The 21,531-nt window shown below is 51.4% G+C and carries 18 protein-coding genes; 15 read left to right on the top strand and 3 right to left on the bottom strand.

All coding sequences use genetic code 11. The features are described 5' to 3' along the window. The first annotated feature begins 818 nt into the window (after positions 1 to 818). From LF929_RS16620 to LF929_RS16600, 5 genes are all read left to right on the top strand, one after another. The gene (locus LF929_RS16620) at positions 819 to 2,087 is read left to right on the top strand and encodes an MFS transporter (protein ID WP_226093013.1); all 1,269 of its coding nucleotides are present in this window, start codon (positions 819 to 821) and stop codon (positions 2,085 to 2,087) included. 69 nt (positions 2,088 to 2,156) lie between these two features. Continuing rightward, complete coding sequence (gene ydiB / locus LF929_RS16615) at positions 2,157 to 3,023, top strand: quinate/shikimate dehydrogenase (protein ID WP_038903428.1); 867 nt, start codon at positions 2,157 to 2,159, stop codon at positions 3,021 to 3,023. Between the two features lie 98 nt (positions 3,024 to 3,121). Continuing rightward, complete coding sequence (aroD, locus tag LF929_RS16610; RefSeq protein WP_210175965.1) at positions 3,122 to 3,880, top strand: type I 3-dehydroquinate dehydratase; 759 nt, start codon at positions 3,122 to 3,124, stop codon at positions 3,878 to 3,880. A gap of 292 nt (positions 3,881 to 4,172) precedes the next feature. Then, entirely contained in the window at positions 4,173 to 5,768 is a 1,596-nt protein-coding gene (locus LF929_RS16605; RefSeq protein WP_210175964.1) for an acyl CoA:acetate/3-ketoacid CoA transferase, read from the top strand. 14 nt (positions 5,769 to 5,782) lie between these two features. Beyond that, positions 5,783 to 6,934: an acyl-CoA dehydrogenase gene (locus LF929_RS16600; RefSeq protein WP_210175963.1), complete on the top strand. Its 1,152-nt coding sequence runs from the start codon at positions 5,783 to 5,785 to the stop codon at positions 6,932 to 6,934. Positions 6,935 to 7,106: 172 nt separating this feature from the next. Here LF929_RS16600 and LF929_RS16595 read toward each other — a convergent pair whose 3' ends face one another. Further along, on the bottom strand, positions 7,107 to 8,018 hold the full coding sequence (locus tag LF929_RS16595) for an AraC family transcriptional regulator (protein ID WP_038907154.1): 912 nt from the start codon (positions 8,016 to 8,018) through the stop codon (positions 7,107 to 7,109). Between the two features lie 910 nt (positions 8,019 to 8,928). Here LF929_RS16595 and LF929_RS16590 point away from each other — a divergent pair. The 5 genes from LF929_RS16590 to fadK all read left to right on the top strand — a co-directional run bounded on the left by LF929_RS16590 (position 8,929) and on the right by fadK (position 14,137). Then, on the top strand, positions 8,929 to 9,693 hold the full coding sequence (locus tag LF929_RS16590) for an electron transfer flavoprotein (RefSeq protein WP_226093012.1): 765 nt from the start codon (positions 8,929 to 8,931) through the stop codon (positions 9,691 to 9,693). Positions 9,694 to 9,715: 22 nt separating this feature from the next. Further along, positions 9,716 to 10,669 (top strand): electron transfer flavoprotein subunit alpha, encoded by a 954-nt coding sequence (locus LF929_RS16585; RefSeq protein WP_226093011.1) that lies wholly within the window; start codon positions 9,716 to 9,718, stop codon positions 10,667 to 10,669. A 49-nt stretch (positions 10,670 to 10,718) separates the two neighbouring features. Further along, on the top strand, positions 10,719 to 12,008 hold the full coding sequence (locus tag LF929_RS16580) for an FAD-dependent oxidoreductase (protein ID WP_226093010.1): 1,290 nt from the start codon (positions 10,719 to 10,721) through the stop codon (positions 12,006 to 12,008). Continuing rightward, positions 12,005 to 12,298, top strand: coding sequence for a ferredoxin ydiT (locus LF929_RS16575; RefSeq protein WP_016942287.1), 294 nt, complete (start codon positions 12,005 to 12,007; stop codon positions 12,296 to 12,298). Before LF929_RS16580 ends, LF929_RS16575 begins: the two co-directional genes overlap by 4 nt. Positions 12,299 to 12,454: 156 nt before the next feature. Then, the gene (gene fadK / locus LF929_RS16570) at positions 12,455 to 14,137 is read left to right on the top strand and encodes a medium-chain fatty-acid--CoA ligase (RefSeq protein WP_226093009.1); all 1,683 of its coding nucleotides are present in this window, start codon (positions 12,455 to 12,457) and stop codon (positions 14,135 to 14,137) included. A gap of 172 nt (positions 14,138 to 14,309) precedes the next feature. On the opposite strand, the gene LF929_RS16565 is transcribed toward fadK, so the two are convergent. Further along, the gene (locus tag LF929_RS16565) at positions 14,310 to 14,594 is read right to left on the bottom strand and encodes a helix-turn-helix domain-containing protein (protein WP_226093008.1); all 285 of its coding nucleotides are present in this window, start codon (positions 14,592 to 14,594) and stop codon (positions 14,310 to 14,312) included. A gap of 408 nt (positions 14,595 to 15,002) precedes the next feature. On the opposite strand from LF929_RS16565, the gene LF929_RS16560 reads away from it, so the two are divergent. From LF929_RS16560 to cysM, 5 genes are all read left to right on the top strand, one after another. Next, the gene (locus LF929_RS16560; protein ID WP_210175253.1) at positions 15,003 to 15,416 is read left to right on the top strand and encodes a GNAT family N-acetyltransferase; all 414 of its coding nucleotides are present in this window, start codon (positions 15,003 to 15,005) and stop codon (positions 15,414 to 15,416) included. Positions 15,417 to 15,451: 35 nt separating this feature from the next. Beyond that, complete coding sequence (locus tag LF929_RS16555; protein WP_210175252.1) at positions 15,452 to 16,141, top strand: PAS and helix-turn-helix domain-containing protein; 690 nt, start codon at positions 15,452 to 15,454, stop codon at positions 16,139 to 16,141. A gap of 15 nt (positions 16,142 to 16,156) precedes the next feature. Further along, entirely contained in the window at positions 16,157 to 17,452 is a 1,296-nt protein-coding gene (locus LF929_RS16550) for a cytosine permease (RefSeq protein WP_226093007.1), read from the top strand. A 252-nt stretch (positions 17,453 to 17,704) separates the two neighbouring features. Further along, positions 17,705 to 18,604, top strand: a complete 900-nt coding sequence (locus LF929_RS16545) for a Dyp-type peroxidase (protein ID WP_038903441.1) — start codon at positions 17,705 to 17,707, stop codon at positions 18,602 to 18,604. 90 nt (positions 18,605 to 18,694) lie between these two features. Beyond that, complete coding sequence (gene cysM / locus LF929_RS16540; RefSeq protein ID WP_038907163.1) at positions 18,695 to 19,576, top strand: cysteine synthase CysM; 882 nt, start codon at positions 18,695 to 18,697, stop codon at positions 19,574 to 19,576. Between the two features lie 4 nt (positions 19,577 to 19,580). Here the strand turns inward: cysM and LF929_RS16535 are convergent, their stop codons facing one another. Next, on the bottom strand, positions 19,581 to 21,530 hold the full coding sequence (locus tag LF929_RS16535) for a MacB family efflux pump subunit (RefSeq protein ID WP_226093006.1): 1,950 nt from the start codon (positions 21,528 to 21,530) through the stop codon (positions 19,581 to 19,583). Position 21,531: the final 1 nt, after the last annotated feature.

The raw sequence follows: 21,531 nt of genomic DNA, 5'->3' as shown, positions 1-21,531 counted from the left end.
AATGAAGCGCCTATCACTGCCGGTGGTACTACCGTATTGGTTACGAGCGTAGCCTAACGATACGGTTGATAATACCCACATACCGCAAATATATGAGAATCAGATTATCTGTGGGATTTATGTCATGGTGTACACGGGTATGACCGTAAAAACGAGGCCGCTTTGTCCTGTTTGCAACATTATTATGGTGAACTGCAAAATAGCATGTCTTTTTGAATATGAAATACAGGAGGGAAAGGTAAATAGAGTGTTACTTGAAAGCGGCTTTGTTGTCTCTCGCCTCGTGAGTTATAAGGTGGGAGATAGGTGTCACTTCATCTCATTTTTCTCTTTTATGTATTAATGCCAGCTGGCTCACAATAACAATGTGCTGTTTTTTGAGCGTGGCGATAGTTGGCATGAAAAAAACTTATTCACACACGAATCATAAAAATAAATTTGAAGCGTGTCGCATTATTTTATTCTGTCTTGTTGGTGTTTAGGGTAGTGCTTTTGGTCATCGTGATGTGGTGATTTTGTAAAAGAGAAAACAAATCTTCAACACGCTGACTGAATGAGGTCTGTCGTTCCCTGCAATAAAGTTTGCAACGAAAACCTTATATTGCGTGTTCATTATTCCCCAGGCTGAGTACATTAAATACAGAGAGTAATTTAGCAATATTTTACGAAGCGTATAACTCATGGGCGTATAACTCATGGGGAGTAAATAAGAGAAATAAGACTGCCGGAGCAATTTGTGCAACAAGGCACGACTTGTGCGATGAACATGATGCAATGAAAACTGTGCAATGAAAAAATCACTATAAACGGAGAGAAGCATGAGCCATAATAAGGCCTTCAATTCGCCATTTTTATTAGCTGTTATCGGCATATATCTAAGCTATTTTCTTCATGGCATTAGCGTCATCACCCTGGCGCAGAATATGACGAGTCTGGCGGCAAAATTCGGAACTGATAATGCAGGCATCGCCTATCTTATTTCAGGTATTGGCCTGGGAAGATTGGTCAGTATTTTGTTCTTCGGGGTGATTTCCGATAAGTTCGGCCGCCGCGTGTCAATTCTTATCGGGGTGGCGCTGTATTTACTGTTCTTTTTCGGTATTCCTTCCAGCCCCAACCTGATCGTTGCTTTTATTCTCGCGGTCTGCGTGGGTGTGGCCAACGCGGCCTTGGATACCGGCGCTTATCCGGCATTGATGGAGGCTTATCCCAAAACGTCCGGTTCGGCCGTTATTCTACTCAAGGCAATGATTTCTTTCGGACAAATGTTCTATCCGGTCCTGGTCGGCTACCTGCTCACCAGCAATATCTGGTACGGCTACGGCATTGTCCTGCCGGGGATCGCGTTCCTGCTGGTATCACTGCTTATAGTAAGGAGTAAATTCCCGAGCCAGACGGCGGATGCCAATGCCATCAAAGACTTGCCGCAGATGAACCAGAAGCCGCTGGTCTGGCTGGAAGGTGTGGCATCGATTGTATTCGGCGTTGCCATCTTCTCCACCTTTTACGTCATCGTGGTCTGGATGCCGAAATATGCCGTCGCCTATGCCGGTATGGCGGAAACCGACGCGTTGAAGACCATTTCTTATTACAGCATGGGATCGTTGGTGTGCGTATTCGTCTTCGCTCTGCTGTTGAAAAGCATGGTTCGCCCAGTCTGGGCCAACGTGTTCAACTCCGCGTTGGCGGTGGTAGCCAGCACGGTGATTTATCTGTATCCCTCTGCGCTGGTTTGTAACGTCGGCGCATTTGTTATCGGCTTCTCTGCGGCCGGTGGGTTATTACAACTGGGCGTTTCTGTGATGTCCGAGTTCTTCCCAAAAAGCAAAGCAAAAGTCACCAGTCTTTATATGCTGATGGGCGGCCTGGCTAATTTCGTGATTCCGATTATCACCGGTTATTTATCCAAGATTGAATTGAAATACATCATTCTACTGGATATTGGTTTTGCCGTGGTATCGCTGCTCACCGCGTTTATCGTTTTCGTTCGCTATTACAAGGTATTCAATATTCCTGAAAACGATGTGCGTATGGGGGAAAACATGTTTTCGATGAAGAATGCCAGTAATAGACCATCACATTCATAAGCAGAATCCCTCGTCATCATAATAATGGCGCAGGTGGTAAGAATATATTTATAGCGTAAGGAGTTTATAATGGATGTAACTGCAAAATATGAACTGATTGGGTTAATGGCTTATCCAATCAGACACAGCCTGTCACCGGAAATGCAGAATAAAGCGCTGGAAGAAGTTGGGTTGCCTTATACCTATATGGCTTTTGAGGTGGATAACACCACCTTCCCTCAGGCGATCGAAGGGCTTAAAGCGCTAAAAATGCGTGGTACTGGTGTGTCCATGCCCAATAAACAGCTGGCCTGCGATTATGTGGATGAATTGACGCCAGCAGCCAAACTGGTCGGCGCGATTAATACCATCGTCAACGACGATGGTTACCTCAAAGGGTATAACACCGACGGTACCGGGCATATCCGCGCCATCAAGGAAAGCGGCTTTGATATCAAAGGCAAAACCATGGTGCTGGTCGGAGCCGGGGGCGCGTCGACCGCGATCGGCGCTCAGGCGGCGATTGAAGGCATTAAGGCTATCAAACTGTTCAATCGGCGTGATGAGTTTTACGAAAAGGCGCTCGCCTTTGCCAAACGCGTGAACGACAACACCGACTGCATGGTTACCGTGCACGATCTGGGTGATCAACAGGCGTTCGCTGATGCTATCGCTACCGCCGACATCCTGACCAACGGCACTAAGCTTGGGATGAAACCGCTGGAAAACGAGAGCATCGTTACGGATAAATCCTTGTTGCGCCCAGGCTTGTTGGTTACCGAATGCGTATATAACCCGCATATCACCAAGCTGTTGCAGATGGCGATGGACGCTGGCTGCAAGACCATTGATGGCTATGGCATGTTGCTGTGGCAGGGGGCAGAGCAGTTCAAACTCTGGACCGGAAAAGACTTCCCGTTGGAATACATTAAAAAAGCGATGGGGTTTGGTGCCTGATGGTCCGCACCGGCTGTTAGTTGCCCAGCGGTGGCCGCCTGAAGCACGCTGTTCGCCCAGGCGGTTCTGGTCAGGGTATAAAATTTTAAGGGAACAACATGAATACCGTAACCGTGAAGAATGTGGTGATAGGGGAAGGTGCGCCCAAAATCATCGTGTCATTAATGGGAAAAGATGTGTCATCCATCGAGTCGGAAGCGCATTACTACCGGGATTTTGATTTCGATATTCTGGAATGGCGCATCGATCATTTTGATGACGTGGAACAGATCGACAGCGTGCTCAACGCTGCACGCAAACTACGCAGTATTATTCGCGATAAACCCATCTTATTTACCTTCCGCACCGCGAAAGAAGGGGGCGAGAAAGACATTTCGCCGCAAGCCTATATTGCCCTGAATAAACAGCTAATCGATAGTGGTCTGGTGGATATGATCGATCTGGAACTGTTTACCGGTGACCAACTGGTGAGTGACACCATCGCTCACGCACATGCCAACGGAATCAAGGTCGTGATGTCCAACCATGATTTCCACAAAACGCCACCGAAGGACGAGATCGTCAAGCGCCTGTGCAAAATGCAGGAGCTGGGTGCTGATATTCCCAAGATTGCCCTGATGCCACAAAGCAAGAGTGACGTGGTGACGTTATTATCGGCTACGCAGGAAATGTCCGAGAAATATGCGGATCGTCCGATCATCACCATGTCGATGTCGAAAACCGGGGTGATTTCGCGTCTGTCGGGAGAGATATTTGGTTCGGCGGCAACGTTTGGGGCATTGAAAAAAGCATCTGCACCCGGCCAGATAGCCATCAAAGATTTGAGAGACGTGCTGAGAGTTTTGCATGAAGCCTGATTGAACGGCATTGATGTATTTATTCAGACACTATTATGGTGCCTGAATGAAATAAATATAAACTAGCATCATTGATGAGATAAATAGTATTGATGCTATAGCTCGAACACTCACCTGCTATCAATAATTAGAATTGATAGCGTAAATTGCAATAATAAATATATCCTCATTCAAAAATGAATTTTTTTTTTTTTGCGTTCAAATATCGCGAAAAGAAAATGATTTAATGATGCGTCAGTGTATTTCATTTTTGAATAAAAAGAATTCAATTCGGCCTGAGTCAGGAGTCGCTATGAAGCTGGAAAAACCGAAAAGAGTCAATGGCAGAGTGCCGGTATTATCTGCCGAAGACGCCGTTAAATATATTCCGGATGAAGCCACGCTATGCGTATTAGGCGCTGGTGGCGGCATCCTTGAAGCCACAACACTAATTACTGCGTTATCCGAAAGATATAAAGCCACGCAGTCACCGCGCAACCTGTCGCTAATCAGCCCGACCGGATTAGGGGATCGCGCTGAGCGCGGCATCAGCCCACTGGCGCAGGAGGGACTGGTGAAATGGGCGTTGTGCGGTCACTGGGGGCAGTCACCGCGAATTTCCGATCTGGCCGAGCAGAATAAAATCTTTGCCTACAACTACCCGCAGGGGGTGTTGACCCAGACGCTACGCGCCGCTGCCGCGCATCAGCCCGGTATCCTGAGCAATATCGGCATCGGTACCTTTGTCGACCCACGTCAGCAGGGCGGGAAGCTCAACGAAGTCACCAAAGAAGAGCTGATCAAACTGATTGAAATCGATAACCAGGAATACCTGTATTACAAGGCGATAGCGCCGAACATCGCCTTTATCCGCGCCACCACCTGCGACAGTGAAGGCTATGCCTCGTTTGAGGATGAGGTGATGTATCTGGACGCGTTGGTGATCGCGCAAGCCGTTCACAATCATGGCGGCATCGTGATGATGCAGGTTCAGAAAATGGTGAAGAAGGCCACGTTACACCCCAAATCGGTGCGGATCCCCGGCTATCTGGTGGATATCGTGGTGGTTGATTCAGCCCAGACGCAGCTCTATGGCGGTGCGCCCGTCAATCGCTTTATTTCCGGCGACTTCACCCTTGATGACAGCACGCAAATGGCTATCCCACTGAACCAGCGCAAGCTGGTCGCCCGTCGCGCACTGTTTGAAATGCGCAAAGGCGCAGTCGGGAATGTGGGGGTCGGGATTGCCGATGGTATCGGCCTGGTGGCACGGGAAGAGGGATGCGCCGACGATTTTGTGCTGACGGTGGAAACCGGCCCGGTGGGCGGTATCACCACTCAGGGGGTGGCTTTCGGGGCCAATGTGAACACCCGCGCCATTCTGGATATGACCGCCCAGTTTGATTTCTACCACGGCGGTGGGTTGGACGTGTGCTACCTGAGCTTCGCGGAAATCGACCAGCACGGTAACGTCGGCGTGCACAAATTCAACGGCAAGATCATGGGGACCGGCGGGTTTATCGATATCAGCGCCACGTCGAAGAAAATCATTTTCTGCGGCACGCTGACCGCCGGTAGCCTGAAAACCGACGTGGGGGATGGCAAGCTGACCATTACTCAGGAAGGGAAAGTTAAAAAATTCATTAAAGAAATACCGGAAATTACCTTCAGTGGGAAAACAGCGCTGGAGCGTGGTCTCGATGTCCGTTATATCACCGAACGTGCGGTATTTACGTTGAAAGAAGATGGTTTGCATTTGGTCGAAATTGCGCCCGGTGTCGATCTGGAAAAAGACATTTTGGCTCAAATGGACTTCACACCCATTATTTCCGGCGATCTGAAATTGATGGATGAAAGAATGTTTCACGACAACGTCATGGGGTTTGTTTTGCCTGAAGCAGAACAATAATAGGAGTAAAGAAGATGAACTTTGCCTTAACTGAAGAACAAGAACTCTTGCTTGCCAGTATTCGCGAGTTAATTACCAATAATTTCCCGGAAGAATATTTCAGGACATGCGATCAGACCGGGACGTATCCCAAAGAATTCATGAGAGCGTTGTCTGATAACGGTATTTCCCTGCTGGGTGTGCCGGAAGAATATAACGGCATTCCGGCTGATTATGTCACCCAGATGCTGGCGCTGATGGAAGTGGCAAAATGTGGTGCACCTGCGTTTCTTATCACCAACGGGCAATGCATTCACAGTATGCGTCGTTTCGGATCTGCTGAGCAGTTGCGTAAAACGGCGGAAAGTACGCTGGCCACCGGCGACCCGGCTTATGCGCTGGCGCTGACTGAACCGGGCGCGGGTTCGGACAACAGTAGCGCAACCACTTCCTATACGCGCAAAAACGGCAAAGTCTATCTGAATGGTCAGAAGACCTTCATCACCGGGGCGAAAGAATACCCGTATATGCTGGTACTGGCGCGCGATCCTGAACCGAAGGATCCAAAAAAAGCGTTCACCCTCTGGTGGGTGGAATCGAACAAGCCAGGTATCAAAATCAACCCGCTGCATAAAATCGGCTGGCATATGCTGAGCACCTGTGAAGTCTATCTGGATAATGTCGAGGTGGATGAAAGTGATATGGTCGGCGAAGAAGGCATGGGCTTTCTCAATGTGATGTACAACTTCGAGATGGAACGCCTGATCAACGCCGCGCGTAGTACCGGGTTTGCCGAGTGCGCGTTTGAGGATGCCGCCAGATACGCCAACCAGCGCATTGCGTTCGGCAAGCCTATCGGCCATAACCAGATGATCCAGGAAAAGCTGGCGTTGATGGCGATAAAAATCGAGAACATGCGCAATATGGTGATGAAGGTGGCATGGCAGGCGGATATGCACCAGTCGCTGCGTACCAGCGCGGCGCTGTGTAAGTTGTACTGTGCGCGTACCGCGCTGGAAGTCATTGATGATGCGATACAGATTATGGGCGGTCTGGGCTACACCGACGATGCGCGTGTTTCCCGGTTCTGGCGTGATGTCCGTTGCGAGCGGATTGGCGGCGGCACCGATGAGATCATGATTTATATTGCGGGCCGTCAGATTCTGAAAGATTACCAGAATAAATAATCGGTTATTCATCTCAGTTCACACCTCACGGTGTGAACTGAGTGGGCTGTGATCTGAGTGGAGAGCTATTGGCCTGGCTTGTTTGGATACAGAGCGTGTGTTCTATCACTCGTGCCGGTGTTCTATCACCCGTGCCGAATCATGGTGGCTTACTGATGATAATGTGGTCGATTTACGTCAGCATTTCTGAATGGTCATCGAGCTGGGTGACGTATTCCAGGCTATCAAGGTCGTTTTTGAACTGTTTTCGATATTCAGACGGTGAACAGCCAACGTGACGAATAAACAGTTTTGTAAAATGATCGACATTATCGTACCCCACCCTGAACGATATTTCGTTTAGGCAGAGATCGGTGTTGGTCAGTGAAAATTTTGCATCGGTGATACGGCGCTTGATAACATAGTTAATCGGTGAAATATGGTATTCTTTGGTAAATTCGTGACAGATGTAACTGACACTGGCCCGGAATTTTTTTGCCAGATTTTCTAACGTGATTTTTTCTCGATAGTTATTGTTTAAATACACCAGGATATCTTTGATAAGCACATCCTTTCTTATATACCCCCGATCATTTCGATAAGCATTCTTGAAGTTTTCATAATAAATCACGGTTAACGCATAGCTGAGTGCATCGTACACCAGGGGCGGTGAATTTGTCTTTTTCTGTGGTAGCAATACACTGAGCTCCTGAAAAATGCTGCGGATCACCTCTTTATTTTTAACCGTTGAAATGACGGGGCATGAATGGGGTTGCATAATGCGACCTTCTTCCAGTCCATTGATTTTAAAACCATAAACGGCACACGTGTAGGTGGTGGCAGGTGATGAGGTGTCAGACGCCACCGTATGCAGGCTACCGCGCTCTATCGCAATGATATCCCCCGTCCGTGCGGTATAACTGGATGAGTCAATGGTAAGATTAACAACGCCTTTCTTGACATAGATAAGTTCCGTTTCGGTCTCGTGTACATGGTGGCCGGATTCCCAGTTGGGATCGTCGCTAATAACATAGCGGGAGAGTTTGGGTGTCAGTCCATTTTCAAAAACAGCATCCGTTTTATTATCAAACCAGCATTGATACATAACGACCTCCACAGTTAACCGTAAGGCGTAAGCCAATTATTGGATGGCGAAATAGAGTAACCGAAGACAGTATATAACACGAAATATGCAGGCAAAAACAAGATTGTTGGTATGTCATGCAAGATCGTGCGTTGGCTTGCCAACAGGATAAATAGCCCGACGAGGAATAAGCTACTCCTGATTATACGGTCAGCATGTGAGAGAAAATGGAAGAATAATCTACAAGATTGATACACGAGATTCACAATTCGAGTCATATTTTATTTTTCATGGAAATCAACATCAAAAAATCAGAAAAAAAGATCATAACTATGATGGCGATCACACATGAATTGATGGCTTTTCCAGGTGTGTTAACGCCGTGTATTAGTCATCTTTTTATTTATGGCTGATAAAATGGCTGTGGATATAAAACAATTAATTAACACATTGAGCAAGTTAACACTTTTTTTTGCAAGATAGTTGGTAACTAAAACATATTATCATGTCGTATTTACCGTGCGTCGGTATCAGTATATCTGCATATATTCTTCATGCTTCAGTTTCGCTTTATTAGCTGCTCTATCCAGAGGATTTACCTTTGCAGAGTCAACGCGTTGCGTTGTTTAACACGAATGAACTGAGGTGTGAGTTTTATCTCACCTTGAGAGAGCCGATTTTTATTTACGCCACGGCATTTCTCATTCGGTGATGAGGAATACCGCGCTATTACTCTTTAACCATGCCTGTTTAACCGGAGAAAAACATGAGTCAACAACCCATCTCTCCACATTATTTATTGCCAGCGAGCGGCATCCGTCTGAATTGTTTTACTGACCTGTTGGGGTATCACCATTCAGGTAAGGACGCCTATGTTGCCCACTTAATATGTTGCCCACTCAAATCGTTGTGATTGCCGATAGGAGATACCATGAAAATTATAACCTGCTTCAAGCTGGTACCCGAAGAGCAAGACATTGTGGTTACCGCAGAGCGGACGCTCAATTTCGACCACGCTGATGCCAAGATTAGCCAGTTTGACCTCAACGCTATTGAGGCGGCGGCCCAACTGGTCGGGGATGACGGTCAGGTAACGGCACTCTGTGTGGGGGGCCACTATCTCGAAAACTCCAAAGTCCGCAAGGACGTGCTGTCGCGCGGCCCGCATGAACTCTGTCTGGTGCAGGATGAGCGGCTGGAAAACGCACAGCCGAAGGACACCGCACAGGCGATTGCCGCCGCAGCGGGCAAAATCGGCTTCGATCTGATGCTGTTCGGTGAAGGCTCCGGCGATCTGTACGCCCAGCAGGTGGGGCTGCTGGCCGGGGAACTGCTACAGGTGCCGACCGTCAACGCGGTCAGCAGTATCCAACTGGAGGGTAACCGCGTCATCGTTGAGCGCACGCTGGAAGAAGACGTCGAGGTGCTGGAATTGACGCTGCCAGCGGTGCTGTGCGTGGCGTCTGATATCAACGTCCCCCGCATTCCTTCCATGAAAGCCATTCTCGGTGCCGGGAAAAAGCCGGTTACGCAATGGAAAGCTAGTGATATCGAGTGGACGCCCGGGTCCCCCTTTACTGAACTGGCCGCTATCCATGTACCGCCCCAGGCTGAACGCAAACATATCATCATTGAAAGCGATTCGCCGGAAGCCGTGGCTGAACTGGCTGAACATCTGAAGAAAGTGCTGAACTAACCCGGAATGGAGAACAATCACCATGAGTAAAGTAGCCAATGTATGGGTGTTCAGCGACAACACCGAACGTTATGCCGACTTACTGGCCGGTGCCCGTCAGTGGGGGGAGCGCGTTGATGTGCTGGTCCAGCATGACGACGTGGTTTCGGCAGTCAAACCTCTAGGGGCGGACGCCGTCTATGTTCTGGGCGTGAATGCGCAAAACCAGCGTATTGAAAACTATGCCGAAACGCTGGCTTCCGTCGTAGAAAAACCGGCAGACGATGCCCGTACCGCGTCGCTTATCCTGTTGTCCTCCACCAAACGCGGCAAAGCGCTGGCTGCACGCCTTAGCATTCTGCTCAATGCCGCCGTGGTCAACGACGTCACCACCCTGAGCATAGGTGATGATGGCGTGTTTGCTGAACACCGCATGTACGGTGGTCTGGCCTTTGGCCGCGAGAAGATCAACACCGCGATCGCCATTGTCACGCTGGCACCCGGCGCGCTAGAGCCTGCTGTTGCCAATCCGGCACACGACTGCCCGGTCTATCAGGCCAGCTATGTTGCCCCGCGCCAGGAAATTCTGTGCAAGGAGCGTCGTGCGAAATCCGTGAGTAGCGTTGATTTGAGCAAAGCCAAACGCGTTATCGGTGTTGGCCGTGGTCTGGCGTCTCAGGATGACCTGCGTATGGTGCAAGGGCTGGCGACGGCTATCGGCGCAGAAGTCGGTTGTTCCCGTCCTATCGCCGAAGGGGAACACTGGATGGAGCGTGAACGCTACATCGGCGTTTCCGGTGTGCTGCTGAAATCCGATCTTTATCTGATGCTGGGTATCTCCGGTCAGATTCAGCATATGGTGGGTGGCAACAGTGCGAAAACCATCATCGCCATCAACAAAGACAAAAACGCGCCCGTCTTCAAATACGCCGATTACGGTCTGGTTGGGGACATCTACAAAGTTGTACCCGTCCTGATCGAGCAGTTGACCCGTTAACGACACTGGCCCCGCCGCCCTGCTGGTGGCGGGATAAGGAGACGACGCTATGTCGGAAGAAAAATTTGATGCCATCGTGGTCGGTGCGGGTGTCGCCGGTTGTGTGGCCGGGTATGTAATGGCGAAAGCCGGGTTGGACGTGCTGGTGATTGAGCGTGGCAACTCGGCGGGCAGCAAGAACATGACCGGTGGGCGTCTTTATGCGCACAGTCTGGAGAAAATTATGCCGGGCTTTGCGCAGGAGGCGCCTGTCGAACGCAAGGTGACCCGGGAAAAAATCTCCTTTCTCACTGAAGAAAGCGCGATCACGATGGATTACCACAGCGAACAGCCAGATATCGCATCGAAGGCTTCCTACACCGTATTGCGCAATTTGTTTGACCCGTGGCTGATGGAAAAAGCGGAAGCAGCGGGCGCACAGTTTATTCCCGGCGTGCGTGTCGATTCTCTGGTCCGCGAGGGTAACCGGGTGGTCGGCGTACAGGCGGGTGACGATGTACTGGAAGCCAACATCGTGATTCTGGCCGAAGGTGTCAATTCGCTGCTGGGGCGTTCTATCGGCATGGTACAGCCGTCATCACCGCATCATTATGCGGTCGGCGTTAAAGAGCTGATTGCACTGCCGTCGTCTGTAATTGAAGACCGTTTTACCCTCGCCGCGGGCGAAGGCGCGGCCTGGCTATTTGCCGGATCGCCATCAAACGGCCTGATGGGTGGCGGCTTCCTTTACACCAACCGGGATACGATTTCATTGGGGCTGGTTTGTGGCTTGGGCGATATCGAGCACGCCACCAAGAGCGTGCCGCAGATGCTGGAGGATTTTAAGCAGCACCCGGCTATCCGACCGCTGATTCAAGGGGGCACTCTGCGGGAGTATTCTGCACATGTGGTACCGGAAGGGGGGCTGGATATGGTGCCGCAACTGGTGGGCGATGGCGTGATGATCGTGGGTGACGCCGCGGGGTTGTGCCTCAATCTGGGGTATACCGTGCGGGGGATGGACCTGGCCATCGCATCGGCGGAGGCAGCGGCATTGACCGCCATTGACGCGAAAAACAGGCAGGACTTTTCCGCCGATGGGCTGGCTGGATACCGCAAGACTCTGGAGCAGAGCTTCGTGCTACAAGACATGCACCGCTACCGCAAGCTGCCAGCACTGATGGAGAACCCACGCATGTTCACCCAGTACCCGCGCATGATAGCCGACATCATGAGCGACATGTTCATTATTGATGGCGGCCCCAGCAAATCCATGCGCTCAAAAATCCTGGGTCGTGCCAAACAGGTGGGGCTGATGAATCTGTTGAAAGATGGCATCAAGGGAGCGACCGCGCTATGAGCAACGAAAGTAGTGTCAATGTTGACGTCAAACTGGGCATCAACAAATTCCATGTCGATGAAGGCAATCCGCATATCGTGCTGATGGATAAACCGGCGCAAGAGCAGTTCAACAAATTGGTGAAAGCCTGCCCGGCGGGGCTTTATAAGCAGGACGGCGAAGGCAATATCCACTTTGATTACGCTGGCTGCCTGGAGTGCGGCACCTGTCGGGTACTGTGCGGCGATACGATTCTGGAAAAATGGGAGTACCCCCAGGGCACGTTCGGTATCGAGTTCCGTTTTGGCTGAGACTCTCACGTCAGCAGTGGGGCCAGCCAGTCGTTCTGTCTGGACTGTGCTCACCTGCAACGAGAGGTCGTCGTGTCGGTGATGGATGATGGAATGGCTCGATACCGTGCAAGCCTTTCACGATAGCGCGGCCGTGTATAAAACAGAGATAACATCATGACGGTCACAATAAAATTTAACGCCGAACGCCGCGAGCGCTATCGGCGGTTGGGGTACTGGGGGGACGCGTCGCTTGGCGATTACTGGCACCAGTCGGTAAAGGCGGCACCTGACAAAATTGCCGTTATCGACAATCAAGGCGCGACCTATACCTACGCTGAACTGGACCGCGCTGCCGGGAGCCTGGCGGCGTATTTGCTGGCTTGCGGTATTACGCCCGGCGACCGGGTGGCGTTCCAGCTTCCCGGCTGGAGCGAGTTCACGTTAATCTATCTGGCCTGCCTGAAAGTCGGCGCGGTATCGGTTCCGCTGCTGCCTGCCTACCGTGAGACGGAGTTGATCTGGACTCTTAACAAGAGTCAGGCGCGCATGTTGTTTGTGCCGACCTGGTTCAAAAACAGCAGCCCGCTGGATCTGATTACGCCATTGCGTGAGCAACTGCCGTATTTAGAGCATCTGGTGGCGGTAGACAAGCTGGTGCCCACGACCTCGACGCCTGCGCTTAGCCAACTGTTGCAGGACTACCCACCGCTGGCGCAACCGGTCAACGTCAACGGCGACGAACTGGCTGCGGTGTTGTTCACCTCTGGTACCGAAGGCGTACCCAAGGGAGTGATGCTGACCCACAACAATATTCTTGCCAGCGAGCGAGCTTACGCCGCTACTCTTAATCTGAACTGGCTGGACACCATCCTGATGCCAGCACCGCTGGCGCACGCTACGGGGTTTCTGCACGGCGTCACCCTGCCATTCTTGATCGGGGGCCGCAGTGTGCTGCTGGACATCTTTAATCCGACGCACTGCCTCACCTTACTGGAACGGGAACGCTGTACCTGTGTGCTGGGGGCGACGCCGTTCGTCTACGACTTGTTGTGTACCGTACAGCAGCACCCTTACGATCTGTCGTCACTGCGCTTTTTCCTGTGCGGCGGCACCACGATCCCGAAAAAAATCACCCGCGACTGTCTGCAAGCTGGCATCAAGCTGCTGAGTGTGTATGGCGCGACGGAAAGCTCGCCTCACGCTGTGGTTAAGCTGGATGATCCGCTGTCCCGCGTGGTTAATACTGATGGCACGGCTGTCGCCGGTGTTGAAATCCGGGTGGTTGATAAGCACCGGCAGACGGTAGCGTGTGGTGATGAAGGGGAAGAGGCTTCCCGTGGCCCCCAGGTGTTTATGGGCTATCTGGACGAACCTGAACTGACGGCGAGAGCGCTGGACGACGAAGGCTGGTACTACAGTGGTGATTTGTGCCGTATGGATGAGGCGGGCTATATCAAGATCACCGGTCGTAAGAAGGACATTATTGTCCGTGGCGGTGAAAACATCAGCAGTCGGGAGGTGGAGGAAATTCTCTTGCAACACCCACGGGTGCGTGATGCGGGCGTTGTTGCCATGCCGGATGAGCGTCTGGGTGAACGTACCTGCGCTTATGTCGTACTGAAGGAACCCTACCATACACTGATACTGGAAGAGGTGATCGCCTTTTTCGGCCGCAAGCGTGTCGCCAAGTACAAATACCCCGAGCATCTGGTAGTGATTGACCATCTGCCCCGCACCGCGTCAGGGAAAATCAGGAAATATCTGTTGCGACAGGACATCATCCAGCGTTTGGGGCTGGTAGCGTCGCAAGTTGACACCGTGGCGTCCGCGATTTCAGGTACCACCCTGCAGGTATAACACCGTCCCTGATGTGTCTATCTGGCACGGGGGAATACATTATCCGCATTATTTGAATGCCTAACCCGTGGAGTGTCTTCGGGTTAGGTTTTTACGTCATGCCAATGCTGAGCGGTTTTATTATTGAACGTTCCGAAAATAAGCGTGCTCTGTGTTTCGCGACAATAACGTATTAACCTGCAATGTGTCGGTTGGATTTGTTACGCATCAGCTTTTGACGATCAATTAACGTATTGGTTTGCGGGTCATAATAGCGGCTTGGCCAGATCTCTTCCGGGCCAACCCCCAGTGCCCTGGCTATCAACAGTTCCCCTTTCGGCCAGGGACGGTATAAGGCATTAGACAGCGTGGCCGAGGATAATCCCGCCTGGCGTGAGACGGCTGATAAAGATGTTCCTTTTTTCCTTAATGCAGCAATGATATCTGCTGTATGCCAGTCTGTTTTCCTTATGTGCATGGCTTTTTCTCTGCTATATCTAACCGATTATTCTGAGTTTGAGATATCTGAAAGGATTATCACAATTCAGTGCGAAGTATGATTTTCCGTGAAAGTTTTTATGCTATTAATTACTATTTTTATTATTTAATGAAAGTGGTTTCGTTTTCTGACTATTAATCTTTTTCTTTTAAATGAAAAACATCAGTATATAATAATTTATGTAAATAATTGGTGAGCTATCTTTACGTGTTTCCCTGGTGTGGGAATAATTGCGACCAATCAAAAAAGTTATTATTGTGGGTTTTCTATAGGGTAGCCTGCTGAAGCTAATTTTGAACGGGTAAAAAACACCCTTGATTTTTTCGGTGAATCTTGATTGAGCCTGACCACTACCCTATAAATACAAGCAGCATTAAGGAGCATAGTGTGGAATTACATGTAACCGATACACCTAATCACAAGGAGCAGGAGTATGTTATTGAGAGTTTGTGGAGACATAATGAAGATTATGAGCATGTAGATATTCGCCCGCTTTTTTTGCATTTTACCAATAACGAGGGGGAGATTATCGCGGGGTTGGTAGCCAGAACCTGGTGGGGGGGACTGGAAGTGCAGTATCTCTGGGTGAGTGCTGAATATCGCAAGACAGGCTTAGGCAGTCAGCTCATGCGACAGGCTGAAAAAGAGGCTCTGGCGCGCGGATGCCATATGGCTTATGTTGATACCTTCAATTTTCAGGCTAAAGGGTTCTATGAAAAATTAGGGTATAAGGAGTATGGCTCACAACCGGATTATGCGCATAAATATACCCGGCATTACCTGACGAAGCATATTGCCTGATATCAGACTGACTGATAAGGAATAGGGATAACAGGATGAATTTGTCGTTATCAGTGACAAGCGATTATATTGGTAATCTCATCACCCTGCTGGAGGGGCTAAACGAGCCTTGGGGGATAAAAGATTTGGCATCGCGTCATATTTACATGAATCGTGCTGCCCGCCTTTATACGGTAACGCCTGAAAAATTTAGCATTGAGGGGCGGTTAGATGAGGAGTTTCCTGCCAGTTGGGCTGAGTTATCTGACGACTTTATCGAGCATGATAAGCGAACAGAAAACAGTGAACAACGAGTCTCAGTTATCGAAACCGATTACTGGTATGGTCGAAATGAACTCACGCCGTTCGTCAGTGAAAAAATCCCCATTTTTGACAGCGATAAAAAATGTATTGGTGTGATATGGAATGCCAAACCATTCAGTACATTATCGCCGTTAATTTATATCGATCAGAAAAAGCCATCGGTGTTAAAAACGACGATTAATATTGATTTGTTTACTAAAGCAGAGCTTGATGTGATTTTTTTGATGTTGCGTCGATTTTCCAGTAAAGAAATTGCCAGGAAATTTAACGTTTCTCATAAAACAATCGAAAATAGAATTTATAACATGTATCAGAAAGTCGGCGTTCACTCACTGAATCAATTCGAGGAGTATTGCCGGGATTGCGGCCTGGAGAGTTTTATACCTCATTCGCTGATCGCGAAAGGTATTTTATTTATTTAAGCAAGGATAGAGGTAATGGAAAATATTGATGATTACCCGGTAAGTCGGGTTCCCGTGTCTGTTCGACTGCCGTTTTTCAATGTGGCGTTGGTGCATATAGGGATGCTGACCGCACTGGATCAGTTTATGTTGGGCGCGGTGCTGGGGCATTCGATGACACTCAGCGATGCGTTTCTGGCTATTGCCATCGGCAGTGCGATATTTGGCGTTGTAACGCTGGGGTTAGGTTACGCGGGCATGAAGGAAGGGTTGTCCGGGAGTTTGCTGGCGCGCTGGTGTGGGTTTGGCCGCATCGGTGCGGTATTTATCGGCGCTATTATTGCTGTCAGCCTGTTGGGTTGGTTCGGTGTGCAAAACGCCGTGTTTGCCAAATCGCTCAATTTTGCATTGGGCGACAGACTGGGGTTCGGCTGGTCGGCCGCACTTTCTGGTTGTGCGTTGACGTTGTTGGTCACGTTTGGTTTTAGCGCGCTGCGGTATACCGCCAGAATTGCGGTGCCACTGTTTATCATGGTCGTCGGTTATATTTCGTTTATGACGCTCACCGGCCACAACATTAGCGAACTGCTGCAAAAGGGCGTGTCTGGTGAGGCCATATCCGTGAGTGCCGGGGCGACCATGGTGGTCGGCGGTTGCATTGTAGCGAGCCTGATTACCCCCGACATGACCCGTTACTCCCGTCGTGGGCAGCATGTTTTCTGGATTACCATGCTGTCGATTATTATCGGCGAATTTGTCGTTAACGGGCTGGCAATACTGATTGCCCGTGTGCTGAATACTGCTGACATTGTGACTATCATGTCGCAAACTGCGGGCGGTATCGGGTTGATTACCGTCATTTTCTCCACGTTGCGCATCAACGACATCAATTTGTATTCTTCATCGCTGGGGATTGCGAATGCGGTTGAGGGCATCACCGGCAGAAAGCTGAGCTATAAATCCATCACGTTACTGATAGGTTTTATCGGCACCTTCCTGTCGGTGATCGGTATTTTGGACCGGTTTGTGGATTTCCTGACCTTGTTGGGGGTGTTCTTCCCACCGGTAATTGGCGTCATGCTGGTGGATTACTATATTTTGCGTACCAGCCGGGCCGTGCTGGATGAAAGTCGCCAACGCGGTGAGTTGCCAGATGCCGCCAGTACGCCACCTATCGGCTGGTCGGCGATGATCGCCAGTCTGGCAGGGAGCGCCATTGGGCTGTTCACCGAATGGGGTGTTCCGGCCTTGAACTCGTTACTGGCAGCCAGTGTTGTGTATTGGGTCATCAAGGTGGTTGCCCCGGCACCGAAACCCGTTTATGCGGAGTAATCGGTAGTCTGTGATGATCATCCTTGCAAAAACAGTCACCTGCGATTTCTACCTTTATTGGTAAGGTTATCCTGTTATCGTCAACATCGTTTGATATGATGTGAATCCGATTGGGGCGTGCAGGTCGCGCCCCGTATTTTTTTGACGCAGTATTGAGATAGCCGTCCGGCATAGTTTTGTCAGCGTAATCGTTTTGTCGGCGTAATAGTCTTGTCGGCGTAAAAGAAACTGCACCGAGTGAGGAAGCAACAGATGACACAAATTCAAAGCGGTATTTTGCTGGAGCATCGCCGTTTTGCCATCTTCATGGAGGCTATGGTACAGGGCGAATTTGATGCCATCCGCCAGGGTTGCAAGAAGTTTTGTCAGGCGCTGACCGAGTTACAGCAGCGCTTCCCTGACGCGGGGCTCGGCGCGGTGATCGCATTTGGCTACGATGTCTGGCGTGAGCTGGACTGCGATAACAGCGCACAGGAGCTAAAACCTTTCACGCCGTTGGGTAACGGGCTGGCTCCTGCGACCCAGCGCGATATGCTGATTCACATCCAGTCACTGCGTCATGACGTCAATTTTTCACTGGCACAGGCGGTGCTGGCTGCGTTCGGCAACACCATCAACATCGAAGAAGAAACCCATGGTTTTCGTTGGGTGGAAGACCGCGATCTGAGCGGTTTTGTTGATGGTACCGAGAACCCGCAAGGCGATACGCGTCGCGATGTCGCCATCGTACCGGATGGTCAGGCAGGTGAGGGTGGCAGCTATGTGTTTGTTCAGCGCTGGGAGCATAATCTGCGCCAGTTGAACCGCATGAGCGTCGAACAGCAGGAACAGATGATCGGTCGCACGAAGCAAGACAATGAAGAGCTGTCGTCCGACGCGCGGCCGATAACCTCACACCTGAGCCGTGTCGATCTGAAAGAGGATGGCAAAGGGCTGAAAATTCTGCGCCAGAGCCTGCCCTATGGTACCGCCAGCGGTAAGCACGGCTTGTATTTCGCGGCGTACTGCGCCCGTCTTCACAATATTGAACAGCAACTGTTGAGCATGTTCGGCGACCGTGACGGCAAACGTGACGAGATGCTGCGCTTTACCCGCGCAGTCAGCGGTAGCTACTTCTTCGCGCCTTCTCTTGATCGTTTGCTATCGCTATAACAGAATCCGGTTTTGCTACGAGTGACAAACAGGCACTGCATCGCGGTGCCTGTTTTTTTGGCGACGCCTGACGTCGTGCGGAGAGAGAACGTGAGTACGCTTGAACACTGCGTCGGCAATACGCCGTTGATCAAATTACAACGTCTGGCGGCGCATACCGGCAGCGAAATCTGGTTGAAGCTGGAGGGCAATAACCCGGCTGGGTCGGTAAAAGACAGGGCGGCGTTGTCGATGATTCAGCAGGCGGAACGCCGGGGCGAGATAGCCCCCGGAGACACGTTGATTGAAGCGACCAGCGGGAATACCGGGATTGCGTTGGCGATGGTGGCAGCGATGAAAGGTTACCGACTGCGGTTACTGATGCCAGAAAACATGAGTCGGGAACGTCAGGATGCGATGCGCGCTTACGGCGCTGAGCTACTGCTGGTCAGCCGAGAGCAGGGGATGGAGGGCGCGCGTGATCTGGCCCGGCAAATGGCACAGGCTGGCGAGGGCGTGCTGCTCGATCAGTTCAACAACCCGGATAATCCGCTGGCGCATTTCACCACCACCGGCCCGGAAATCTGGCGGCAAACCGAAGGGCGACTTACCCACTTCGTGTCCTGCATGGGGACCACCGGTACCATCACCGGCGTGAGCCGTTACCTGAAAAGCCAGAGCGATACGGTTTGCACTGTGGGCCTGCAACCACAAGACGGTAGCCAGATTCCGGGGATCCGCCGCTGGTCGCCGGACTACATGCCGGGCATCTTTCAGCCACAGCTGGTTGACCGAATTATGGATATGTCGCAGCAGGAGGCGGAAAGCACCATGCAGCAACTGGCGCGGCTGGAAGGCATTTTCTGCGGCGTCAGCTCCGGCGGGGCGGTAGCCGGGGCGCTGCGTATCGCCGCCGAACACCCCGGCAGTCTGGTGGTGACCGTGGTGTGCGATCGCGGTGATCGCTATCTGTCTACCGGTGTATTTGGCTGACGTGCTACTCTCGCTCCAGCGCGTGGATCGGTTGCAGCTGTGCCGCCCGTCTGGCCGGGAAGAAGCCGAAAATCACGCCAATCAGGCTGGAGCATAAGAACGCCGCGACCATCGCGGTGGCGGAATAAACGAAAGTCACGCCACTGAGGTGGCTGGCGAGGGTGCCAGCCAGAACCGACAGCAGCATACCCAATACGCCGCCGCACAGGCACACCAGCACCGCTTCGATCAGAAATTGCTGCATAATGTCGCCGGTACGTGCGCCGACCGCCATGCGCACGCCTATCTCTCGCGTGCGCTCGGTGACAGACACCAGCATGATATTCATGACGCCGATGCCGCCCACAATCAGCGAAATCAGTGCAATGGCGGATACCAGTAGCGTCATGGTGGCCGTCGTCTGCTGAATCGTCTGGCGAATGGTATCGGTATTCATGACGAAGAAGTCTTTGCTGCCGTGCTGACGCGTCAGGATTTGGGTGATGCCTTGCTGTGCCACACTCAGATCAATGTTGTCTTTGACCCGAACGGTAATGCTGCGCAGGTACGACTGACCGACCATACGGCGCATGACGGTGGTATAAGGCACCCAGATGTTCAGGTTTTCATCGCTGCCGAAGCCGGACTGTTTGCGGGTGGCGACACCAATAATGCGACAAGGTAACTGGTCGAGAAAAATCACTTGTCCCAGTGGGTTCTCACCATGAGGAAACAGTGTGTTGCGGGTATTCTGGTCGATAACCGCCTCTTGCGTCAGGCGCTCGACGCTGAGCGGTGAAAACCCACTCCCTTGCGACAAGATATAGCCACGTACCGTAAAAAATTGCTCGCCTACGCCATTAACGCTGACCGAGACGGCGTGACTGGCATAACGCAGCGTGGCCGAGGTCGAAACGGTGGGGGTGACGCTGTGAATATAAGGCTGTTGTTCCAGTGGCGGTAGATCGTGACTGCGTAGTGTTTGGATAGCGGCAGAGCGCATGTCACCAAAATCTTTGCCGGGAAAAATCTCCAGCGTGCTGGTCCCCATCGCATTGATGTGTTCCAGCACCTGTTGTTGCGACCCTTTGCCGAGTGCGACCACCGAGACGACCGAGGCAATACCGATGATAATCCCCAGCATTGTCAGGAAAGTACGCATCCGCTGTGCGTTCATGGCGCGTAACGCCATTCTGAACGCATTCTGCAACCGGTCATACCCGCGGGTCAGCGTTCTGCCCGGCTGAGGGGCTGGGGTAGCTGTCGGACTGCGTTTCATCCCTCGTGCTGCGGTGTGGTGGTCGGCCACGATTTCACCGTCGTGAAGCTCGATGATGCGTTCGGCCTGTTGGGCGATGCGTTTGTCATGCGTCACCAGCACGATAGTATGACCGTGCTGGTGTAGCTCGCGCAGGATGGATAAGACGTCTTCGCCGCTGGCGCTATCGAGCGCGCCGGTTGGCTCATCTGCCAGAATCACCTGACCGCCATTGATAAGTGCCCGGGCGATACTGACGCGTTGTTGCTGACCGCCTGACAGTTGGTTGGGCGTGTCCTGCAAACGCCCGGCCAGACCCAATCTTGCCAGCAGGGCGGCGGCGCGCGCCCGGCGTTCGTGGCGGGGTTGACCGGCATAGACCGCTGGCATTTCTACGTTGTCGCTGACGTTCAAATCATTTAACAGGTGATAGCGTTGAAAGATGAACCCGAAATGCTCGCGGCGTAATGCGGCAAGCTGGTCATCATCTCGCGTTAGGGTCGATACCCCCGCGACCTGGTAGTCCCCTTGCGTGGGTTTATCCAGACACCCAAGGATATTCATCAACGTGGATTTTCCAGACCCGGATGCACCGACGATCGCCACCATTTCACCCGCGTTAATCGTCAGGTTGATGTTTTTCAGTACATCGACGCCGAGTTCACCGTGGGTAAAGCGGCGGTGAACCTGACGTAATACCAGCAGCGGTGTGCTCATG

Origin of the sequence: Dickeya oryzae (assembly GCF_020406815.2) — a bacterium.
Classification (GTDB): Bacteria; Pseudomonadota; Gammaproteobacteria; order Enterobacterales; family Enterobacteriaceae; genus Dickeya; species Dickeya oryzae.
This window is presented reverse-complemented; position numbering and strand designations above follow the sequence as displayed.

What these genes read in the sequence shown, in the direction of transcription:
- LF929_RS16620 (WP_226093013.1), top strand. Translation starts at nt 819, where the DNA reads ATGAGCCATAATAAGGCCTTCAATTCGCCATTTTTATTAGCTGTTATC.
- ydiB (WP_038903428.1), top strand. Translation starts at nt 2,157, where the DNA reads ATGGATGTAACTGCAAAATATGAACTGATTGGGTTAATGGCTTATCCA.
- aroD (WP_210175965.1), top strand. Translation starts at nt 3,122, where the DNA reads ATGAATACCGTAACCGTGAAGAATGTGGTGATAGGGGAAGGTGCGCCC.
- LF929_RS16605 (WP_210175964.1), top strand. Translation starts at nt 4,173, where the DNA reads ATGAAGCTGGAAAAACCGAAAAGAGTCAATGGCAGAGTGCCGGTATTA.
- LF929_RS16600 (WP_210175963.1), top strand. Translation starts at nt 5,783, where the DNA reads ATGAACTTTGCCTTAACTGAAGAACAAGAACTCTTGCTTGCCAGTATT.
- LF929_RS16595 (WP_038907154.1), bottom strand. Translation starts at nt 8,018, where the DNA reads ATGTATCAATGCTGGTTTGATAATAAAACGGATGCTGTTTTTGAAAAT.
- LF929_RS16590 (WP_226093012.1), top strand. Translation starts at nt 8,929, where the DNA reads ATGAAAATTATAACCTGCTTCAAGCTGGTACCCGAAGAGCAAGACATT.
- LF929_RS16585 (WP_226093011.1), top strand. Translation starts at nt 9,716, where the DNA reads ATGAGTAAAGTAGCCAATGTATGGGTGTTCAGCGACAACACCGAACGT.
- LF929_RS16580 (WP_226093010.1), top strand. Translation starts at nt 10,719, where the DNA reads ATGTCGGAAGAAAAATTTGATGCCATCGTGGTCGGTGCGGGTGTCGCC.
- LF929_RS16575 (WP_016942287.1), top strand. Translation starts at nt 12,005, where the DNA reads ATGAGCAACGAAAGTAGTGTCAATGTTGACGTCAAACTGGGCATCAAC.
- fadK (WP_226093009.1), top strand. Translation starts at nt 12,455, where the DNA reads ATGACGGTCACAATAAAATTTAACGCCGAACGCCGCGAGCGCTATCGG.
- LF929_RS16565 (WP_226093008.1), bottom strand. Translation starts at nt 14,594, where the DNA reads ATGCACATAAGGAAAACAGACTGGCATACAGCAGATATCATTGCTGCA.
- LF929_RS16555 (WP_210175252.1), top strand. Translation starts at nt 15,452, where the DNA reads ATGAATTTGTCGTTATCAGTGACAAGCGATTATATTGGTAATCTCATC.
- LF929_RS16550 (WP_226093007.1), top strand. Translation starts at nt 16,157, where the DNA reads ATGGAAAATATTGATGATTACCCGGTAAGTCGGGTTCCCGTGTCTGTT.
- LF929_RS16545 (WP_038903441.1), top strand. Translation starts at nt 17,705, where the DNA reads ATGACACAAATTCAAAGCGGTATTTTGCTGGAGCATCGCCGTTTTGCC.
- LF929_RS16535 (WP_226093006.1), bottom strand. Translation starts at nt 21,530, where the DNA reads ATGAGCACACCGCTGCTGGTATTACGTCAGGTTCACCGCCGCTTTACC.